The following is a 21,362-nucleotide window of genomic DNA, read 5'->3' on the forward strand; positions in this document are numbered from 1 at the left end:
TAAAAAGCAAACCTGCACGTTCAAATTTTCGTAAGTTCACAAACACTAACCAGTGACTCTTATGAATTACTTGCGCCAGCTAGCCATTGCGTTTTCTTGTATACTAACCATCACGATACATGCACAAGAGGAAAAAGTGCGTCCTTTTGACCTCGAGGCAGATTTTTTTTATGGTACGCTCTTAGAACATAATCCAGATATATCTCATCTTATAACAGAGCATCCGCAGGGAATAATGCTTGCCTATAACCGAAAGACTTACGGATATGAAGCATGGGAGCGACGTTATAATTTTCCAGATGTGGGTTACACCTTTGTGTATCAAGACATGAAAAATGAAAATCTAGGGGAATTGTATAGTGCTTATGCGCATTATAACTTTTACTACTGGAAGCGTAGATTACAGTTTAGAATAGGGCAAGGAGTTGCAATTGCCACAAATCCATATGATAGAGAGACTAACTTTATAAATAATGCTTACGGTACCACTGTGTTGAGTAGTACCATGCTTAAATTTGGTTTCAAGCAGGATAATATTTTCAAAAATATAGGAGTACACGCAGGGGTTACCATTATACACTACAGTAACGCAAACCTCAAAGCGCCTAATAACTCCACAAATACTTGGGCATTTACTGCAGGGATTAATTATTTTCCAAAAGCAAATGAGTTTCCAGATTACATCCCACTAGGAGAAAAAACAGCATACTCAGAGCCTATACATTATAATCTAGTAGTGAGTGGTGGTGCAAATCAAAGTGATATAAATAATTCTCCACGATACGGATTTTTAACCCTTACGGCATTTGCAGATATGCGCATAAATCATAAATCTAGTTTTACAGCAGGTGTAGATGCTTTTTTTGCAAATTTCTTAAAAGAGCTTATTCGTTATGAGTCTGTAGCTTTTCCTGAGGGCGAGGTTACTGGTGATGAAGACTGGAAACGCTTTGGAGTTTTTATAGGGCATGAGTTGCATTTTAACGAGCTCTCGTTTGTCTCTCAGTTAGGCTACTATGTGTACTATCCATACGATTTTGAAGGAAGGTTTTATAATCGATTAGGGCTCAAAAGAAAATTTGGAGATCACTTTTCTGGAAGTATGGTTGTAAAAGCTCACGGCGCAAAAGCAGAGGCAGTAGAATTTGGACTAGGATATAGATTTTAAAGATGAAAAATAAATATTTAATAGTAGTGTTGTTGCCAGTGATGATGTGGTTTGTATCATGCGATACTGAGGATACATTATCATGTCTTAAAACAAGTGGTTCTATAATTACTGAGGAATATGACCTAGCAAGCTTTGATAGTATCATAGTCTTTGAACGTGTACAGTTAGTCGTAAAAGACGCTCCAGAGATATCAGTTGTACTTGAGACTGGAGAAAACCTGCTAGAAGATTTTGAAGTGTATGTAGAGGATAATACGCTCATCGTAAAAAATAATGCCTCATGTAATCTAGTGAGGGATTATGATACTTCTATATTACGGGTGTCACATCCTAACCTTAGGCAGATTAGAAATAGTAGTGGCAGTACAGTTTTAGGAGATGGCTTGATAAGTTGGAACACCTTGAGACTAGTTTCTGATGATCTAATTGAGGAAGATTTTTATCATAAAGACGGAGATTTTGATATGGAGCTAGACTCAGAAAATGTATTCCTCCAATGTAACGGCTTGTCTAACTTTTTTATACGAGGAAGCGTAACCAATTTAGATATTAACTTGCTGGAGGGTGATAGTAGATTACCACTACAGGATCTAGCTGTGCAAAATGTTACCATTTTCCATAGAGGGACAAATGACGTGTTGATAGCTCCTCAACTATCCATAAGCGGGGAACTAAGAAGCACAGGTAATTTAATATTAAGTAATACACCTCCCGTTGTTGATGTGCAAGCATTCTTTACTGGCGAGGTTATTTTTGACTAGTTCTATACTTCAGGTTTAGGTTTTAAAAAAGGAGTCACTTTAAATAAGTAACTCCTTTTTTAATGATGCGCATTTAACAACCTTAGTGACTTAGATGCTTTCTACTACTTTTTCTAAAGCTATTCTTGACTTTGGCTTTTTACTAGGTTGATTAAAATCATCCTCATCGCGATATCCTATTGCCACAGCTACTAGCGTTGCGTAGCCTTTGTTATCTATAATCTTATCGTAATTTTCTGGCTCTATACCTTCCATTGGGGTTGCATCAATGTTCATTGCAGCACAGGCGCTTAATAATACTCCTAGCGATAAATACACTTGCTTGTCAAACCATGCCTTGATTTCTTGCTCTGGTAACGGTTTTAGATATTCTTTATAGTAATCTACTGCACCTTGAGGTAGTTCTTCTTCTATTTGTTTTTCAAAAGCTGCAAGATCATTAATCCTGCTAAAAACAACCACAGTATCACTATCTGTTACCTTCTCGGTATTAATCCACGATACTTTAGAAAGCTTTTCTTTGGTAGCCTCGTCAGAAACAAAAGTGAATTTCCATGGCTGGCTATTTATGGAAGACGGACTTAAGCGTAATATTTCCTTAAGCTCTTCTATATGTTTACTATCTATTTTTTTTGATGCGTTATACTTCTTTGTGGTATAACGTTCTTGCATTGCATTTATAAAGCTCATATCAATTTTTTTAATCATATAATGTATAGTAGCAAAATTAAGTATAGCAGTATCTTATTGCAATAACGGTCTAAAAGGATAGAGCTATTTTAAGAGAACTTTATGCGTTTAGTACGATAATTGGAGTTTTGAATTAAATTCCAATAGTAAAAAGTATAAAATGAAGTAGTATACTATACTTTTAGGTTAAGATATTTTCTTAAGGTAATATTTATGCAAATCTTCTGCACTTGCACCAAACCATTTACGCACATAAATACTCCAAAAGTGAAATTGTAGTTTCCAGACACCGTTTTCATCATAACGTCGTGCAGAGGTGGTAAGCCATTCTTGAATTACTACAAACTTACGCTTAGCATATAACTTATTGATAAGGTCATTATCTTCATAAATAATATAACGCTCGTCAAAAGTGCCTAGCTCCTTAAACAACTGTGCTGTGATAAACTGACTTTGATCTCCTCCTCTGCAGGCTCTCCACTTGAATTGTGTAAGCCATCCAGCAAGTCTTAACCACCAGTGATTAGAGTCAAATTTCATTTTAAAACACCCAGCAGGATTACCAGCAACCACTTGCTCCACGATATACTTATCATAGTCTTGAGGTGGGTAAGAATCTGCATGTAGAAAGTAGAGGATTGAACTTGTTGCGATGGCTGCTCCTGTGTTCATTTGTTTAGCTCTGCCCTTTGCAGATTTTACAACTGTGACCTGAGGATTGTGATCGCTATAGCTGCTTACGAGCTTGTAAGTATCATCCTTGCTTCCTCCATCTACTACAATTATTTGTGTCACATAATCACAAGAAAAAGCCTTCTCTTTCAAATGTGCTAGTAATTTAATAATCGTTTCAGATTCATTAAGTACCGGTATGACAATCGAAATAGAAGGCTTCATTAAATAATTTATGGTCATCAAATCTACGCAAAAAGAGTAGAGATGGTTTTGAATTACTGCTTATTTAATTCCCAGTTATATTCTTTAAACGTAACAGTCGCATCTCCTGCAACTTCTACCGTGCTGTATTTATTTATGTAAGGGATTAAGCTTTCATTAGATCCTCTATAAAAGTCCTTTGTATAAAATTTAAAAATAGAAGATAGCTCAGCTTTATTTGCTGTGACAGTATTCTTATCGCTGTTTATGAACTCCTTTGTTGCTCTCTCTAATTGCTCATTAATTTTTCCAGCAGTATATGCTTCTCTCAATAGCGGTGGACATGAAATAGAGGCGCAATTTATAGCAAAGTGTATTCTAGGTTCGTTCATCTTACGTAATACACCATTCTCAATTCCTCCTAGAGAAAGTTTACGGTTTTGCACAGTTACAATTCCCTTAGTCCATACACCGTCTATTTCTTTTATGCTCGTAACATTTGGGTTTTTAAGGATTTGATCTACGGTATACGCATTGTAAATATTGATGTAATAAGCCAGCAATTCTTGAACGCTCCAGTCATTATTAGGGTCTAGACTCGCAAGTTTATCTAAGTATGCATTAAGGGCTTCTTGATCTTTAGCAAATCCTTTATAATCTACCATTCCTTTTGAATCTACATGCTTTTTAAGAAGCTCGTCCCACGCAGAGTGATCTACATTTACAGTAGAGTTTGCAGTCGTTGAGGTTAGTGTTCCTTCTACTTGTTTAGTAGGCTGTCCTTGACTTGTAATTCCACCTGCAGCTAGCGTAGCACAACTTTGCAACGTGATTACAAAGGCACTTATGGTAAGTAATCGTAAGAAGTTTTTCATAATATATCTTATTGAGAGTACAATATCGCTTTCGCGAAAGCAAAATCAATACCCATTAACGTGTAGTTAAGTGAGTTTTGTGAAAACATTACTACTTATTCAAGGTCCAGTCATAATCACGATAACGCACCCTTGCATTCTCTGAAATTGAGGTCGTGGAGTAGCGGTTCAAGAAATCTATGAGAGAGCCGTCTGTTTTAAAATCTTTTGCAAACCAAGTGAAAATCTTTGAAACTTCGACGCGATCACTTGTGATAGTATTGCGGGTAGGATCATTAATAAATTTTCGAGAAAGCATATCTAGTTGTGCATCTACCTTGCTAGGTCTAAATGCCTCATTAAGTAGCGGCGGGCAAGAAAAAGAAGCGCAATTTATCCCGAAGTGTATGCGAGCATCTCCCATTTTACGTAGAATCTCATGCTCAATCTCATTGAGATTATACCACTTGTTACCTAATTTCCAAAAACGTTGATCCCACGGGTCTTTAATATCTTTTATGCTTTCAAGTGGATAGTTGCGTAATATAAGGTCTATCGTCATCGCATTGTACGCATTCATCCAGTAGGATAGCTTCTCTTCTTGCGACCAAGTAGCAGTAGGCAGCGATTGCCCTAGGGAAGCGATATATGCACGTAAACTACCCCAGTTAGATTTAATACCACTGTAGTTTACATTACCTTCTCTAGAAACGTATTTCTTTAAAATAGAGTCAAAAGCGTCATGATTAAAATTGGAAACTTCTTCTATAACTTCAACAACCTCTTCGGGTTCATTATTTGAGACGGCAACTTCAACGACTTCCTCTGGTTCGGAGATTGTAGTTTCTACTTCTTCTGATTCGGTAATTACCGTTTGCGGGATTTCAACGCGGGTTTCGGTAATAACCATTGGAGTCTCAGGTTCGGGGGGAGTTGTGACATTTTTAGAACTGCTACAGCTAGTGAGAAGTGTAATTGTCAGTATGAAGTAAGCTAATTTTTGCATCAGATTTTTTCTAAGATTAGTTCGCTTTCGCGAAAGCGTATGCAATAACCTACTTTTCCTTTTCAGAAAGAGGATAGGTGATTTGACCTACAAAGTCCGTTGGAAATGTTTCATCTCCATCAAACCCTAATTCGATATCACGGCCATCATGCGGAACATGACTAGTTCCAAAAAGATAATCCCATACACTCAACGTTAGTCCGAAGTTTACGCCATACTTTACACGCTCAGGTAATTCTTTTGCGTGATGCCAGATGTGCATCTTCGGGTTATTGAGAATATACTTAAGCGGGCCATAATCCCAGCCTATGTTTGCATGGTTGAGGTGACCAACAGTAAGTGCGGTAAAATGTATGATAGCCACATATGCAAGGTCAAAACCTCCTATAATCGCAATAGGAATGTATAAAAAGGACTTATACATAATAGGCTCTACCCAGTGATAGCGCATTTGTGCTGCAAAAGCCATCTCCTTTGTAGAGTGATGCACTTTATGAAAATTCCATAAAAACGGAACTCTGTGTAGTATTCTGTGCGTGTTCCACTGTACAAAGTCTGATATGATAAAAAAGATGAGCAACCCTACGCCAAAGGGTAGTGTGTCTACATCAAAAAGTTGGAAGTCACTTAATGCTAACCCTACCACACCTAGAACATCATCAAAAAACAGTGCTGCGGTATTTGTGAGTGCGATAAATACAATGAGATTGAGAAAGAAGAAATTAAAGAACATGTAAAATAAGTCCATCCAGAAGTCTTCACGAAAAATCTTCTGATTCTTACGCCACGGAAATGCAATTTCTAATCCCCAGACTACGAGAGACACAATGATCAATCCCCAGAAATAATTATCCCAGTTATTCTCAAAGAAAATCTCGCGCTTAAAATAACTCCAATAGTCGGAGTAAGATTGTAAGAAAGTATCTAAGTATTTGCGCATATTATATAGTGATAATAACAAATTTACAAAAATCAAAAGGCACAACATTAGTTGTGCCTTTTGTATTATCCTTACAAGGTTTCAATAGATTTGAATACTTACAAGTGTGCTAATTTTATAGTTATTCGCTTAACAACATCCACCACCATCATAGTGATACGTAGACTCGCTTATAAAGATGTCATCTCGACCTAAAGCAGCAAGTGCTCCTGCTGTCTTATCACAGATAGCCAGCGGCTGATTTTTAAGAAGGATGTGTCCGAGCTTATCATCAAAAAAGTCTTCTTCTCCATAATAAATGGCAGCTTTACCTGTAAAAATACAAGGTCCATCTGCTGGCATAGGATCTTTGATTGCTGCTACTTCAATAGACTCAATGTAAATGAGCTCATCTGTAGGATATGCTCCAGGATTAAGTATTCTATATGGCTTACGAGCTCTTATCTCAATAGTTCCAAAACCAGCATCTGTAAGTGCTTTTACATACTCGGCTATGGGTAGACTTCCAGAAAGACAAAGCGCACGTAAACGATCATCATTACGTAATTCCTCATTCATTTCCTGCTCACAAGTAGGGTCGCTCATTACAAGCTTGCCGTGAGGTTTAAGCACGCGATACATCTCTGCAATGGCACGTTTTAAATCTTCGGCTTTAAAGATGTTGAAGAGGCAGTTTTGTGCAGCTACGTCTATAGAGTTATCTGCTACATTGAGGTTAAGGGCATCTCCTTTTTGAAGATCTACAAATTCGCTCTTAAACCAAGGGTTCAACTTCTCTGCTTCTATAAAGTTTTTGCGAGACGCTTCTAGCATTTCATCTACCACATCTACACCTACTACGCCACCTTTATTACGATTAAAGTATGCAAACTGTAAAAGCTCCATACCACCACCTACACCTACATATAGCATCTTAGGCTCATTAGTAAGATCACGAGCATTTACAGTGCTTCCGCAACCGTAGTTCATCTCCTGCATAATCTTTGGGATCTTTAATCCTGGTAATTCCCATATAGGATTTGTAGTACAGCACAGTCCTACATCTGGTGTAAGTGCTGCTTCTTTATAAAGATCATTTGTAGCATTAAGGTAACTCATAACTTGTTGTTTGAATAGATAGTAGTTCGTTTGTAATAATGATATCTTTTGGTTTAGATTCCGCTTTCGCGAAAGCGTACTTTATAAAGATTTAATCAATCCTGTAAAGAGCGTAATCATCTCTGGCTCTGCCTTACCAGCCATTGCAATTATTTCTGGAATATCTACTGGCTTGAGGTTGTCTGGGTCACACTCATCTGTAAGAACAGATACTGCCACCACAGGAAGTTTTAAGTGATTTGCTACGATAATTTCTGGTACGGTACTCATCCCTACGGCATCTGCTCCTATAATTCTTAAGTAACGATACTCTGCGCGAGTTTCTAGCTGTGGGCCTACTACAGATGCATATACTCCCTCGTGTAAGTTTATGCCATTGTCTTTTGCAATAGTGCGTAGCGTATTGTTCATAGCAGCATCATAAGGTGCGCTCATATCTACAAAGCGCTCTCCCATTTTTTCTACTCCTTTAAAAGCTAGCGGTGATCCTCCTTGTAGATTAATGTGATCATCTATGAGCATTAATTCTCCTTTTTTAAAATCAAGGTTAATCGCTCCAGAAGCATTAGATACTAATAGGTGCTTGATACCTAAAGCGTGCATCACACGTACTGGGTAGGTTACATCTGTAAGTGAGTAGCCTTCATACACGTGAAAACGACCTTGCATAATGATAACCTTTTTGCCTTCTAGCGTACCGTAAATTAATTTACCGGTGTGGAACTCTACCGTTGCCGTTGGAAAATTAGGAATATGATTATAACTCGCAGTGTGTTCTATCTCAACACGATCAATAAGCTGCCCAAGGCCAGTACCTAAAATGATACCAACTTCAGGTTTCTCAAATCCTTTACCTTTTAAATATTCTGCTGTTTCTATGATGTATTTTTCCATAATATGTTTTTTTAAACGTATTAAATTTTCTTGTTATTGTAAATACTGAGCAAACTCAGCATATGGCTTTAAATCTTCGGCAAAGTCAATATCGTTAAGCGTTTCTAGTTGGTGTGTTTTTACCGTTGCTAGATTATCCATAGTGCTTTTAAATACGGTATCTCCGCCCCATTCTTTATTGTAAAATACTTCTTTTACAAGCTTGTTCATTCCTAATAAATAATAACCACCATCTTGGGCTGGACCTATTACTGCATCGTTAGATTGTAGCGCGTCAAAAGCCTCATTTATGTGAGAAGCGCGCAAGTCAAAAAGGTCACTACCTACAATGAGTACATTGTCATACCCATCAGTAAACGCTTGATCAAAGGCATTGTGCATACGCACCCCTAGATCTTCACCTTCTTGCTGGAATTTTTCAAAAATGGCATTATCCCACATATCATCTGGGCGCACTTGCACAGAGTAGCCTACGCGTTTTGTGCAGTTTAAAGTTGCAACTACGTCTTTAGTATGCGAGAGTAGGGTCTTGTAAATCTCAAGAGCATTTTCTTGACCTACGCCTTTTGCAAGCCTGCTTTTTACTTTGCCTAGCTCTGGGTTCCTGGTGAATATAAGTAGTAGGTTGTTGGTCATTTTAGTTTCTTGTAGTTTGCGATTACATAAAAAAACATGAGCGCCATCACGATAAGTTGCTGGTACATACTTGAATTATTTGCCCAGCTTAAATTGTCAAAATGTAATTTGCTTATAGTGACTACAATCAATAGTATTATCAGTATGATAAAGATGAAAAGAACTTTTTTTCTAGTCATTACTCGTCATCTTTTTTTGTCCACTGGTCACTTTTTTTAATGGCTATAAACATCCCAATATTTGCAATAATAATGAGAATACTAGAGAGATAGTCTTTCCAAGTGGATATCTCGTTAGTAAGATGATAAGCCAGTAAAACAAATCCTCCTATGGTGAGTCCTATAAAAATGAGTGGTATATATTTATTCATTTAGTAAACTTTATGTCCTGTTTTTAAATACTTTCCCCATACTTTGGAAAATACGTGAACAGAGTCGGTTGGTTGTTTTTTCTTGTTTTGGATTTCGTAGCCTTCATCTTTCCAAGCAAATATGCTTCCGTATAGATTTTTGACATTTGTAAACCCTTTCTTCTTCAGTCGCTCGCCAAAATCTTCAGAGCGTATGCCTACGGAGCAATAAACGATGATGGGTTGATCTTTTTTTGCTTTCGCGAAAGCGTAAATACTATCATTCACCTTCTCAGAAACCCACACCGCTCCAGGGATATGACTCACATCAAATTCTTCCTTTTTGCGGGTATCAAGTATGAGGTAATCTTTCATTTCCATCTTGAGTTCTTGCACAGAAATATAAGGAACAGAGCGCGTGTTGCACTGTTTTAAGAGCACATCCATATCCGACTGTCCAAATGAAACTGCCGAAACTAATAGAAGTAATATGTAAGCGATATTCTTAGTATTCACGTCTTATAGTTTTATACCAAATCCTTGTAAGCCACTCTCTACAGGTGGTAGTATTTCTGTGTTGTCCCAGATGCCAGTTACGATGGTACGCGCATACTCTTCTGGCAGTAAGCCGTTTTGCATTAACTGGCTCGTGAGCTTGTAATTATATGCAAAGGTATGATGTTCATAGCTAAGATTGCCAGAAGTGTCATCTAGAATGGCATACCAGACTTCGGTGGAGCCGTCATTTGCTGGCATCCCGATCACGCCAGGGTTGAGCCAGAGTTTATCTTCTTGCTCCGTATGAAAAGGCAAGCCACAATGTCCTGCAATAATTACATCACTTTGGGTTGTATCAAAATTTGAACCTTTTGATTCCCAAGGCGTAGATTTAAATATAAATTCAGAAATATGACTATATGAGCCGTGTACAACCGTAACCTTTTTACCAGCGTAGGTAAATGTAATATGGTCTGGAAGCGCCTCTAATGTCTCTAGCGAATTCTTAGAGAGTTTGCTTTGTGCATAGGGATACCACAGCTGGCTAAAACCATCACAACGCGATCCTTCTCTAAAGTCACATCCACAATCTTCTGCGCCCTCACTCAGTTGTTTTTCTACATTACCTGCAACACCGTGCGTTCCCCATATTTTATAGAGTTGTACGGTTTCTTCAGGCTGCGCACAATAACCCACGATATCTCCGGTGCAGATGCAATTTTCTGGAGCAATCCCTTGTTGCTCTGCAATAGATTTTAGTTTCTCTAGCGCTTGTAGATTGCTATACACACCGCCATAAAGGAGTACTTTGCCAGTGAGATTGCCTATGTTTTTTATCTTTTTATCCATCGTGGTATGAGGTATAATATGGTACAAGCCGTGATGCCCCAGACGTTGGTCCAAAGTAACGTAGCATAAGATCCTGTTGTAAATTGTAATGATAGTGGTAAGGCATCAAAAACTAATATGAAGCCAAAAATGATACCAGTTACTACACTCAAGTAATAACTAATTTTTGGGGCTGGCTTTCGCCAAAATAAAAATACTGGCGTTAGTCCAATTACCATCGTTCCAGATATGGTCGTGGCGCTTAAAATCTCTGCATTAAGAAATACGGGAATGGTTCCCAATATGGCAATCACAGCCATAAATAATCTCCCAAACGAAAGATTTTTACCCAAATTTAAATCGACTGAAAGTAATTTTGAAAAAGAGGAGAATGTACTATCTAGCGTAGATGCCGCCGAGGTAATCATAATAAAGTTGATGACTAGTAATATGACTACGCCAAAAGCTTTACCCACTTCTACCGCGGCTTGTCCTGCCATTCCTTGTGATTGAGCATACACACCTATAATGCTAAATAATATAATACAAGCAGCTCCTAACACGGAGGCAATTAGAAAGCTACGCAAAGTAACCTTCGGCGAACTTAAAAAAGCTCTGTCTGTCAATACTGGATCGTGAAAGGGATATGAGAATGACTGTAACAAGGCTGCAAAAAGTAAATTAAGACCAAGATCAAAACTCCACGTTCCAGAAGTCGCAACCTCCTTCACACTAAAATCATCTACCGAAAATATACTCCATAAAATCACACATAGCAATATGGAGAATAGTCCCATCTGTATCACATCTGTAAATATAGAACTGCTCAATCCGCCCTTGAGCGCATAAGCAAGAGTGAGTATCGTAAAGACCAGAATCGCCCAATAGTAGGGAGTGCTTCCCATTTCTCCAAAGTAAGAACCTATCACCATCGTGTTACTCCACACCTCATTAAAAAGCCTAATGGCAATGAGCACAGAAAATAAGCGCATCGCTCCTTTTCCAAATCGAGAAGTCAGAAACTGATGTATACTTGTAAATCCACCTTGCAGGCGCATCTGGTAGATAATCACACCAGCCACAGCAAAGGAGAGATAGTAACCCGCATAAGCCACACCACCCACGATCCCAAAACTCAGGCCTAAGTTGGCAGCATTGGTTATACTCTTTGCAAAAATCCACGAGATAATGAGACTACCCGTAAGCATCCACACATTAGGAGACTTCTTACGATGCGTAGCCTTAAAAAACTCATCAGGACTTTTGGCAAGTGGAGACAGCACAAACATCAACACACTCGATGCTATAATTAATCCCCATTGCCAGATTTCTACATTCATATAGTAATTACTTAACTAGTTGTAATCGCTTTTGCTTTGCAAAAGCTTGGTTCTTGTGTTCCCCTCTTTGAAGAGGGGCTAGGGGAGATGTCCGCAGTACCCTCCCACAATTCCTTAATCTACATCCCACCACACGCGCACATTAAGACTATTGCCATCTGTCGCATCAAATGCTGTCTGGTAATTATCTGCATTGAGCGCTTCTTCTTCAGATGGGTAAGGCATACGTACGGGAATTAAACCGTCATTAAGACTTGCTTGCACATCCATAAACTCAGGAAAACCGGTACGTCTATATTCTATCCAACCTTCATAGCCGTTTATGATGTTTGCAATCCATTTTTGAGTAAGTATTTGTTCTAGCGGCGAACTATCAGCGTTATTGAAAGCAGCATTACCAGTAAGATAATCTACTGGTAAAGGTGTTTGCCAGTATTCAAAAGCGAGTGTCACGCCGTTTTCATAAAGTGCCTGCGCATCTGCGGTGATAAGTCCGCGCTGAGCAGCTTCGGCGAGTGCAAGCGAAGTTTCCCAAGCTGTCATAAAGTTGGCATCTAGTACAGAGGTATCTTCTCTAAAGGCAGTGCCTGCAAGTGATAAATCTCCTAGCACAGCAGCCGTTGAGGTTGCATCTATTCCGTTTATAAGTCCGTTAAAATCGTCAGTATTTGATGCTGGTCTAAAGAACGTATTAAGTCTAGTGTCTTCAAGGTCTACAAGAATGGTTTCCATCGTTTCAGAAAGTACAAAGTTGTTAAAGTCGCCCACACGCAATTGTGCAAGTCTAAAACTATTTGGCTCTGTGTTGCTAAAGTTAAAAACAGCATTGTCACTATTACTTGATATAAAGTTATCCTCATTAACCAGCGCTTGTAAATCTGCACTTACATCTACACGATCTGAGATACGTAAAAGATGTTTGATTTTAAGACTGTTTGCAAAGCGTACCCAAGCTTGCAAATCACCACCATAAAGAATATCTCCTTCTAGCGGGATCACATCTTCATAAGCTTCTATTGCAGCAATTCCAGCATCTAGATTTGCTAGAATACCATCTGCTCCAGTATATATAGCCTCCTGCGTGTCATAAGCTGGTGTTACCGTTCCATCTATTCCATTAAACGCTTCTGAGTAAGGAACATCGCCAAAAAGATCTGTAAGCCCAGCTGCCATATATGCCTTGAGGATAAGTGCAGGACCTTCATACACGGCAAAAGTCACATTAGTTTGCGCCTGCTGTAAGATAATCTCGTTGTCTCTTAAATTCGTATAAAAAATGGGCCAAGGATTTCCACCTAGCTGCGGTGATTTTAAAGCGTGACGATCAAAAAGGTTAAAATCAAGAGCCGTTCTGTGCTGCGAGAGTAAATCTCCAGCCACAAAACCTTCATAACTCATTTGCTCTCCGTAGTCATAAATAACTTGTCGCAACAACAAGCTAGGTTGCACGCTTACGGGATCATTTGGGTTGGTATTTATTTCTTCAAAATCTTCTGTGCAACTGCTCATTCCAAGTAAAAGCAAGAGGGAAGTGATGTATAAAAATTGTTTCATTTGTAATGTTTTATGTTACGCTTTCGCGAAAGCGTTAAAAGTTAAATCCTGCCTTAAATCCGAAGCTTCTTGTTGTAGCATAGCTCAAATCTTCTACTCCGCTCACAAATCCTTGTCCCTGCACTGCGAGTTGCTCAGGGTCAAAATGTGGATTTTCTGTGATGGCAAAAAGATTGCGCCCTATAAGTGAAAGGTTTACGTCTACACCTTCTTTAAGACCGATAAATCCGTCTTTAAGCTTGAAAGAATATCCTATAGAAAACTGACGAAGTTTTAAGAACGAGGCGTCATAAATGTTGTTTTCTTCGTGGTTACGGTCATAAAACTGGCGGTAGTAACTCTCTGCTGAAACTGCTGTGGTGTTTGGAACAAAATTTGGATTTGCCGCAGTGCCTGTGTTTACAACCCCTTGTGCTATAATTCCCTCTTCTGGGCGGAAAGCTGTTTCTGCTAGTTGGCCTCCTACATTACCTAGCGCTCGTGTTCTAGAGACAATATCTCCACCTTGACGCCAGTCAAATAAGAAAGAAGCACTCCACTGCTTGTAGCGGAAATCATTGTTCCAGCCTAGGTTAAAATCTGCGGTGTAGTTTCCTATTTTCTTGAGGTTGTTATCTGCAATAAAGCGCCCGTTATTATCAATGATAAAATCACCATCGTCATTACGTAGGTAGCCTGTACCGTAAATATCGCCAACTTCGCCGCCTTCTTCTACTTGAAAAAATACGGTTTGGTTTGCGCTGTCATAAATACGGCTAAAGGCAAGCGTAAGACGACCATCAGATTGTGGTAAACTTTCAACCACAGATTTGTTTGTGCTGAAGTTAAAGGTCGTGTTCCATCTAAAGTTTTCATTTACGATAGGAGTGATGCCTGCAATGACCTCGATACCCGAAGTGCGCACCTCACCACCATTTACCACCTGCTGATTAAAGCCTGAAGAAATAGCAATAGGTAAGGAGATAATCTGGTCTTTAGTAAGCGCGTTGTAGTACGTGAAGTCTACATTAAACCTGTCTTTAAAGAAACGTATGTCTGTACCTATCTCGTATGATGTAGTTTGCTCTGGTTTAAGGTTTGCATTAGGGATGAAGTTTTGTGCACTAAAAGTAGGCTGCCCTTCAAAAGGAGTTTGTGCGATAAACGCACCAGAAGTTTGGAAAGGATTAGTATCATTACCTACTTGAGCAACACTTGCTCTTAGTTGTAAGTAGCTTATCGCTTCTGGAAGTTCCCACACATTAGATCCTATAAAACTCAAACTAGCCGAAGGATAGAAAAACGAAGTGTTATCTGCACTAAATGGCGTTGCCAGCGCACTTGACCAGTCATTGCGTCCTGTAACATCTAGGTATAAGAAATTCTTGTAGCCTAATTTTGCCACTCCGTAAAAAGAGTTGATACGCTTTTCAGATTCAAATTGGAATGCTTCTATAGGTGATGCGGCATTATTAAGGTTAAAGATGCCTGGTTGTGCAAGGTTTGTAGTTTGCACCTGTTTTGTAGAAGCTACTTGTGATAAGCGATTACCTCCAAGACTAACATCTAGCGAGAAGTCGCCAAACTTGTTATCATAGTTAAGTAAGAAGTCTGTGTTGATCTCACGATAAAAAACATCGTGCTCTGCATAGCCACCGTTCTGGAAACGGTTAGAACTAAAGTTCCTTAAAAACTGTCGTTTCTCACTACTGTAGTCCATCCCTGTGCGTATGGTAAGGTCAAGATTTTTGGCGAGTGTTTGTGTAAGGGCTATGTTACCAAAAACGCGATCACGATTAAAAGAGTTTCTGTTTTCTTCTAAAATAAAAAACGGATTATCAAAGAAGGTGTAGTTAAAAGAGTACTGCTGCACGCCTTCTAGACCTGGCTGCCAGTAATCACGTAGGCTGTCTATATTAAGAGAGCGAGGTCCCCAGGCTACGAGTGAGTAATTTACATTCTCACTTCCGTATCCGTTTGATGGGCGGTTATCACTACCAGAATTTACATAACTAATGCTCGCCTTAATTTTAGTTTTGTCTGTTGGCTTAAAATTGAGTTTTGTTGCGATGGTTTGTCTATCTAAGTTTACACCAGGGATGATAGACTCACTACGTAGATCTGTAAACGATATACGGAAATCACCTTTATCAAATCCGCTAGAGACAGATACATTATTTATGGTGGTTACACCAGTTTCATAAAAGTCTTTTAGGTTATCTGGGTTTGACCTAAATTCGGTAGGAGTGATGGCGAGTCCATTGTATAAAGCTGTATCTCCACCACGTACAATCGTCCCGTCTGCAAGCGTCACCGGACTATTAAATTGCGGAATTAAATTTCCAGCATCTAGTCTCGGTCCCCAAGAATAGGTGATGTTATCTGAGATTCCTGCTCCAAGACCATCTACATATTCAAAAACGCCTCCTTGTCCTTGTCCGTACTCGTTTTGAAAATCTGGAAGTTGGAAAGCACTGTCAAAAAAGATAGAAGAGTTAATACTTATGCCTAATCCTTTTTTCTTGCTACCATCTTTAGTCTCAATAACAATGACTCCGTTTGATGCACGCGTACCGTATAATGCAGCAGCACTTGGACCTTTGAGTACAGAAACAGAAGCAATGTCATCTGGATTTACTTCCATTGCGCCGTTCCCAAAATCTACTTCTTGGAAACCTGCGGCTGCTTCATTTGTGAAGTTAAAAACAGTGTTGTTATTAATAGGTACACCATCTACCACAAACAACGGATTATTATTAGAAAAAGAAGCTTCCCCACGTATGCTTATGCGTGATGAAGATCCTACTCCTGTTGCGCCTTGTGTGATGGTAACTCCCGCAAGCTTACCAGAAAGGTTGTCCAGAAAGTTTACAGACTTTACCTCGTCTATATCTTTTGCATTTATGGTTTGTACTGTATATCCTAGTTCTCTTGTGTTACGTTTTACACCTAGAGCAGTTACAACGACTTCGTCAAGTCCCTCCTGGGAGATGCTTAGTGCAACGTCTATTTGAGTTCTGCCAGCTACAGTGATTAATTGTGAGCTATAACCGAGCGAAGAGAATTTTAAAACGGATGCATCCGTAGGTATGGTAATGGAGTAAGCACCATTTTCGTCTGTAATGGTTCCTTGGTTTGTGCCTTCTACAAGGACATTTACAAATGGTATTGTAGTGTTATCTTCTGCGCTTGTAACGGTTCCGGTAACGGTAGTTTGAGCATACAAACTTGCTGTAAAAAGCAAGAGCATACTAAGATAAAATGATTTCATCTGAGTGTATTAGTTGGTAATTAAGAAAATCTAAGAATAACTGTAAGCTGTTGTGGCTTACAAGATTTAAATACTAACTAATGATGGTGATCCTTTATTAAAGTGGCTTTTAGTGAGCGACTCAAAGAATCGGTTTGTAGTGTGATAACCAAGAGAAAGACCTTGATTTACTATGTTTTGTATAAGTAGTAATAGTCTTTTTGATAATGTGGAAGTCTCTTTGAGCATCTGCTGCAAATCTGCAAATGTGTCAAGATCTGAAAGGGTCTCAAGGAGGTAAAGGTTTGTACGCTTTCGCGAAAGCGTATCAGAAATAATAGCACCCAATTTACTAGACTGCCACGGTAGATTTTTAAACTGCTCAGGCTTAAAATGGTTCTTTTTAATCCCCATTAGATAACAGCCGCCATCTGTACTTGGGCCAATAACAAGCGCAGACTGTTTGAGCTTTTCTTGTGCTAAAAGAATATGCCCCGCCGAAAGGTGCGGCGTGTCATTACCTATGGTTATAATTTGGTCATAACCACTGTCAAAAACCGAGGTAAGCGCATTTGTAAAACGCTCGCCAAAGGTGTTTCCTACCTGCTCATTTTCAGAAAAAATGACGTAGGGGATTCCCGTCTTGCGCGCGGTAGCAATAGTTTGCCTATTGAGCTCTTTAAATAAAGCCACAGACTGCCCGAGCTTCTTGCGAGAAGCTTCGGTAGTTGCTGTTTGAGCAAATATGAGTATGGCGGTTTTTGGTGTCGTGATTCTCTACGTATTAAGCGACGGTTCCTTGACAACTACTTCCTGCACCTGCAGTACAACCATAACAGTGCTGAGAGATCATAATGTTACGATCATTAAGTAAATCTTCATTATAATCTTTAATGTGCTTTACACTACTCGCCACTGGCAATTCTAGCATTTGATTAAAATCACAATCAAATAAATAACCATCCCAACTTATTGAAATTGTGTTTTTACACATCACATTCTCTACTGCTGCAGGGTTATATGCCTCTACGAGTTGATACATATAATCCTCATAGTTTTCTGATGCGATGAGGTAATCTAAAAATCGTGCTATAGGTAAGTTTGTGATTGCAAAAAGGTTGTGGAACTGGATATTAAAATCTTCCATCAATCCTTTTTTAAAGTCTTTTTCCATGCTTGCTTGGTCTCCCGGTAAGAAAGCTCCAGATGGATTGTAAACTAGGTCAAGTCTTAAGTCACTGCCTGGCATACCATACCCGCGCTCATTAAGTTCTTGAAGTGCCTTTATTGATTTATCAAAAACACCATCACCACGTTGCTTGTCTGTCTTTCCGCGAGTCCAGTGTGGCATAGATGAGATGACGTGTACGTTGTGTTTTTTAAAGAAATCAGGGAGGTCGTAGTACTTTTTATTTGCACGAATAATGGTAAGGTTAGAACGCACAATAAAGTCTTTAATTCCAGCCTTACTCGCTTCTTCTACAAAACGTCTAAAATGCGGATTCATCTCTGGCGCACCACCAGTAAGATCTAGCGTGTGAGCACCAGTATTGCGTATCACTTCTAGACATTGCTCCATAGTCTCCCAAGTCATAATCTCCTTGCGATCTGGGCCGGCATCTACGTGACAGTGATCACACACTTGATTACACATGTACCCCACGTTAATTTGGAGTATTTCTAGCTTGTTAGGGCGTAACGGTAGCTGATTAGTCTCCTTTATTTTCTTAGCAAACGTAGGTAGTTCATCTTTGAAAATACCATTAGATAAAATTTCTATCTGCTTGTTTGCTTGTGCGAGTTCGCTACCTTCTTTCTTCAGTGATTTTGTTGCTGACATTTAAAAATATTTGTCGTTTGTAGTGTTGATTTCTTTTGGTTGGAAATCTGTATGAGTACGCTTTCGCGAAAGCGTAAAACTACCCGTCTAGTTTATTTACTTTATTCATCATCATCACTCCGTGTACCAGCGTCGCACCACTTTTTATAGCGGCACCTACGTGCACAGCCTCCATCATCTCTTCCTTAGTGATTCCTTTCTGTAGGCCGTCTTTAGTATATGCGTCTATGCAATATGGGCACTGCTCTGTGTGGGCAACGGCAAGCGCGATGAGCGATTTCTCACGTGCAGTGAGTGCTCCCTCTTCAAAAACTTTACCGTAGTAGTCAAAAAACTTAGTTCCTAACTCTTCACTCCACTCTGTGATTTTTCCGAATTTTCTTAAATCTTTTGGGTCGTAATATTGATCTGCCATAATAAAATTGTTGTGTAAACACACGAATATACCTTTAATCGTAATCACTCACTATTACTTACGTAGAAAATTAGATTCAAGTTTTGATGTCTTGAAATTCTAGCAGTACATTAGCATACGAACCATTGATATGACTATAACTAAAACAACTTTTGGCTTCACATCGAGCGGTGAAGAAATTTTTAAATTTATTTTAAAAAACCATCGCGGACTGCAAGTAGAGGTGCTCACATACGGAGCAACTATACAGAAACTTTATGTTCCCAATGGGGATGGTGGAGTAGTGGATGTAGTTTTAGGTTTTGATACTTTACCAGAGTATGAGGCTGCACATCCGTATATAGGGAGTTTTATAGGGCGCAATGCAAATAGACTTAAAAAAGAGGTGGTTATCGCGGGTGAAAAAATAGCGTTAACTGTAAATGAAGGAGAGAGCCAACTTCACGGAGGTATTAAAGGTTTTGATAAACGTGTCTGGGATGCAGCAATAGTAGATGACAGCTTGGTGCTTTCTTTATACAGTAAAGATGGTGATGAGGGCTTTCCAGGTAATTTAAAAGTCCAAACTACTTTTAAGCTTGTAGACCTACGACTAGAAATGCAATTAAGTGCTACTACAGACCAGCCAACTATCGTAAACTTCACCAGGCATGATTATTTTAACCTGTGTAGTGGAGTAAAGAATTCTGTTGTAAGTCATAAGTTGCAAGTTCATGCAGGCTCGTATACTGAGCTGGATGGAAATATGATTACTACTGGTCGCTTAGTTCCAGTCGCGGGCACTCTATATGATTTTACTGAAGTGAGAGTCGTGGGAGATGCTGATGAAGGTTTTGATTTAAATTATGTATTAGATAAAACATCCAATAAACTCAAGTTAGCAGCTCAAGTGTGGGCTCCAGATAGCGATATTACTTTAAAAGTGTATTGCACGCAACCAGGATTACAGTTTTTTAGTGCAAAATCTATTTTGCTTGCAAGTGGTAAAGAGGACTATGAGCATGTAGGAAGTCCAGGATTGTGCTTAGAACCACAATATTTTCCAAATTCTCCTTCACATTCACATTTTCCTTCAACAATCCTTTTGCCATCGGAAGTGTATGAGGAACAGGTAGTTTATGATTTTGGGTAATGCTCTTGTGATTGTAAACAAGAAGTTAATTTCAAAAAAAATGAATTTTATTTGAAAAAATACTTGCCAGAGTTCAGAAAGGTTTTATATTTGCAACCGCTTACGAAAGCTACTAGAGGTTATCCTAATAATAATTAGAATACTCGAGTAACAAACATAAGCAACCTAAAAATATTTAGGTGCCTTAGCTCAGTTGGTAGAGCAATGGACTGAAAATCCATGTGTCCCTGGTTCGATTCCTGGAGGCACCACTAAAAACCCGATCTTTTGATCGGGTTTTTTGTTTTTACATCTCACGCTATCTCTAAGTTGTGATAATTATAATATTTGCTTACCATATGCTTAACACACAGTCGTGATATTCTAAAGTAGCTTCGCATAAAAAAATATGCGTCCATATATCTATATAGCAATTGCAATCTTAAGTGTGACTATGTTGAGCTGTTCAAGTACTAAGCATAAAAATATCTCTTATCTCGGTGAAGAAATTATAAGCACTAGTCAAGCAGAAAATCTTGAAGCACCTACCCTTAACATCTACGAGCCTTCTGGCGATCAAGAAAAAACACCCGTACTTATTTATGTGCACGGTGGTAACTGGAATCAAGGCAAAAAAGAAATATACTGGTGGTTGGGACGCAACTTTGCGCAAAAAGATGTTCTTGCTGTACTGCCAGGATACACGCTTAGTCCTAACGCTACTTATGATGATCAAGCTGCGCAAATTGCAAAAGCAATAGCGTGGACAAAGGAAAACGCTGCTCGATATGGCGGAGACCCTGAAAAGATTTTTGTTACGGGACATTCGGCTGGCGGGCACCTCGTGGCACTGGCGGTAATGAATCCAAAGTACAATATCAATCCTGATGATATTTCTGGGATTATCCTTAATGATGCAGCTGGACTTGATATGCATCATTACTTGAGTGAGAACCCTCCAAGTGCGAGTGATAATTACAATACCACATGGACGACTAATCCTAAGTTGTGGAAAGATGCCTCTCCTATATATTTCATTAATGATAAAACGCCACCTATACTCAGTTATTTAGGCAGTAAAACGTATCCTTCTATTACGGTGGCAAATAATCGCTTTAAAGAATCGCTAATTAAATTTCAGCCAAATGCACGCAGGATCACGCTAGACAAAAAGCATGTACCTATGATTACTCAATATATTTTTGGTTCAAATAATAGATATGACGAGATTATACAATTTATGAGCGAGCAAGAGTAGGATGATGTATTTTT

Annotated in this window: 21 protein-coding genes and 1 tRNA gene; 5 read left to right on the top strand and 17 right to left on the bottom strand. The window is 39.0% G+C overall.

Annotated elements, in window-relative coordinates; all coding sequences use genetic code 11:
- Positions 1–61 precede the first annotated feature (61 nt).
- Both ACJJVW_RS09750 and ACJJVW_RS09755 read left to right on the top strand, forming a co-directional pair.
- Positions 62–1,168, top strand: coding sequence for an acyloxyacyl hydrolase (locus ACJJVW_RS09750; protein ID WP_405251561.1), 1,107 nt, complete (start codon positions 62–64; stop codon positions 1,166–1,168).
- 2 nt (positions 1,169–1,170) lie between these two features.
- Complete coding sequence (locus tag ACJJVW_RS09755; protein WP_405251564.1) at positions 1,171–1,932, top strand: head GIN domain-containing protein; 762 nt, start codon at positions 1,171–1,173, stop codon at positions 1,930–1,932.
- A 90-nt stretch (positions 1,933–2,022) separates the two neighbouring features.
- Here ACJJVW_RS09755 and ACJJVW_RS09760 read toward each other — a convergent pair whose 3' ends face one another.
- The 17 genes from ACJJVW_RS09760 to ACJJVW_RS09840 form a co-directional block, all read right to left on the bottom strand.
- On the bottom strand, positions 2,023–2,622 hold the full coding sequence (locus tag ACJJVW_RS09760; protein ID WP_405227028.1) for a nitroreductase family protein: 600 nt from the start codon (positions 2,620–2,622) through the stop codon (positions 2,023–2,025).
- A gap of 186 nt (positions 2,623–2,808) precedes the next feature.
- Positions 2,809–3,519 (bottom strand): TIGR04283 family arsenosugar biosynthesis glycosyltransferase, encoded by a 711-nt coding sequence (locus ACJJVW_RS09765; protein ID WP_405251566.1) that lies wholly within the window; start codon positions 3,517–3,519, stop codon positions 2,809–2,811.
- Between the two features lie 53 nt (positions 3,520–3,572).
- A complete protein-coding gene (locus ACJJVW_RS09770) occupies positions 3,573–4,373 on the bottom strand; it encodes a DUF547 domain-containing protein (protein ID WP_405251569.1) in 801 nt (266 codons plus the stop codon).
- 91 nt (positions 4,374–4,464) lie between these two features.
- Positions 4,465–5,262 carry a DUF547 domain-containing protein gene (locus ACJJVW_RS09775; RefSeq protein WP_405251571.1) on the bottom strand — a complete coding sequence of 266 codons (798 nt, stop codon included), beginning with the start codon at positions 5,260–5,262 and terminating at the stop codon, positions 4,465–4,467.
- 145 nt (positions 5,263–5,407) lie between these two features.
- Positions 5,408–6,298 (bottom strand): sterol desaturase family protein, encoded by an 891-nt coding sequence (locus ACJJVW_RS09780; RefSeq protein WP_339849724.1) that lies wholly within the window; start codon positions 6,296–6,298, stop codon positions 5,408–5,410.
- Positions 6,299–6,427: 129 nt separating this feature from the next.
- Positions 6,428–7,396 (bottom strand): arsenosugar biosynthesis arsenite methyltransferase ArsM, encoded by a 969-nt coding sequence (arsM, locus tag ACJJVW_RS09785; protein ID WP_035334537.1) that lies wholly within the window; start codon positions 7,394–7,396, stop codon positions 6,428–6,430.
- An 81-nt stretch (positions 7,397–7,477) separates the two neighbouring features.
- Positions 7,478–8,290 carry a purine-nucleoside phosphorylase gene (locus tag ACJJVW_RS09790; protein WP_339849728.1) on the bottom strand — a complete coding sequence of 271 codons (813 nt, stop codon included), beginning with the start codon at positions 8,288–8,290 and terminating at the stop codon, positions 7,478–7,480.
- Positions 8,291–8,323: 33 nt separating this feature from the next.
- Positions 8,324–8,926, bottom strand: a complete 603-nt coding sequence (locus ACJJVW_RS09795) for a TIGR04282 family arsenosugar biosynthesis glycosyltransferase (protein WP_405251573.1) — start codon at positions 8,924–8,926, stop codon at positions 8,324–8,326.
- 178 nt (positions 8,927–9,104) lie between these two features.
- Positions 9,105–9,296, bottom strand: a complete 192-nt coding sequence (locus tag ACJJVW_RS09800) for a hypothetical protein (protein WP_405251575.1) — start codon at positions 9,294–9,296, stop codon at positions 9,105–9,107.
- Positions 9,297–9,791, bottom strand: a complete 495-nt coding sequence (locus tag ACJJVW_RS09805; RefSeq protein WP_405251577.1) for a rhodanese-like domain-containing protein — start codon at positions 9,789–9,791, stop codon at positions 9,297–9,299. It abuts the gene before it with no gap.
- Between the two features lie 3 nt (positions 9,792–9,794).
- Positions 9,795–10,622 (bottom strand): metallophosphoesterase family protein, encoded by an 828-nt coding sequence (locus tag ACJJVW_RS09810; RefSeq protein WP_405251579.1) that lies wholly within the window; start codon positions 10,620–10,622, stop codon positions 9,795–9,797.
- Positions 10,607–11,941, bottom strand: a complete 1,335-nt coding sequence (locus ACJJVW_RS09815) for a sodium:solute symporter family transporter (RefSeq protein ID WP_405251581.1) — start codon at positions 11,939–11,941, stop codon at positions 10,607–10,609. The genes ACJJVW_RS09810 and ACJJVW_RS09815 overlap by 16 nt, the downstream gene beginning before the upstream one ends.
- A gap of 114 nt (positions 11,942–12,055) precedes the next feature.
- A complete protein-coding gene (locus tag ACJJVW_RS09820; RefSeq protein WP_405251583.1) occupies positions 12,056–13,495 on the bottom strand; it encodes a SusD/RagB family nutrient-binding outer membrane lipoprotein in 1,440 nt (479 codons plus the stop codon).
- Between the two features lie 34 nt (positions 13,496–13,529).
- On the bottom strand, positions 13,530–16,745 hold the full coding sequence (locus ACJJVW_RS09825; protein ID WP_405251585.1) for a SusC/RagA family TonB-linked outer membrane protein: 3,216 nt from the start codon (positions 16,743–16,745) through the stop codon (positions 13,530–13,532).
- A 66-nt stretch (positions 16,746–16,811) separates the two neighbouring features.
- Complete coding sequence (locus ACJJVW_RS09830; RefSeq protein ID WP_405251587.1) at positions 16,812–17,417, bottom strand: DUF2064 domain-containing protein; 606 nt, start codon at positions 17,415–17,417, stop codon at positions 16,812–16,814.
- Between the two features lie 91 nt (positions 17,418–17,508).
- Positions 17,509–18,564, bottom strand: coding sequence for an arsenosugar biosynthesis radical SAM (seleno)protein ArsS (arsS, locus tag ACJJVW_RS09835; protein WP_108877954.1), 1,056 nt, complete (start codon positions 18,562–18,564; stop codon positions 17,509–17,511).
- Positions 18,565–18,643: 79 nt separating this feature from the next.
- Positions 18,644–18,979 carry an arsenosugar biosynthesis-associated peroxidase-like protein gene (locus ACJJVW_RS09840; RefSeq protein WP_013750118.1) on the bottom strand — a complete coding sequence of 112 codons (336 nt, stop codon included), beginning with the start codon at positions 18,977–18,979 and terminating at the stop codon, positions 18,644–18,646.
- A gap of 130 nt (positions 18,980–19,109) precedes the next feature.
- On the opposite strand from ACJJVW_RS09840, the gene ACJJVW_RS09845 reads away from it, so the two are divergent.
- The 3 genes from ACJJVW_RS09845 to ACJJVW_RS09855 all read left to right on the top strand — a co-directional run bounded on the left by ACJJVW_RS09845 (position 19,110) and on the right by ACJJVW_RS09855 (position 21,348).
- Positions 19,110–20,111 (top strand): aldose epimerase family protein, encoded by a 1,002-nt coding sequence (locus tag ACJJVW_RS09845; protein WP_405251589.1) that lies wholly within the window; start codon positions 19,110–19,112, stop codon positions 20,109–20,111.
- 178 nt (positions 20,112–20,289) lie between these two features.
- Positions 20,290–20,362 (top strand) — tRNA-Phe (locus ACJJVW_RS09850).
- A gap of 137 nt (positions 20,363–20,499) precedes the next feature.
- The gene (locus tag ACJJVW_RS09855; protein ID WP_405251591.1) at positions 20,500–21,348 is read left to right on the top strand and encodes an alpha/beta hydrolase; all 849 of its coding nucleotides are present in this window, start codon (positions 20,500–20,502) and stop codon (positions 21,346–21,348) included.
- Positions 21,349–21,362: the final 14 nt, after the last annotated feature.

Origin of the sequence: Dokdonia sp. Asnod3-C12 (assembly GCF_045063975.1) — a bacterium.
Taxonomy (GTDB): Bacteria; Bacteroidota; Bacteroidia; order Flavobacteriales; family Flavobacteriaceae; genus Dokdonia.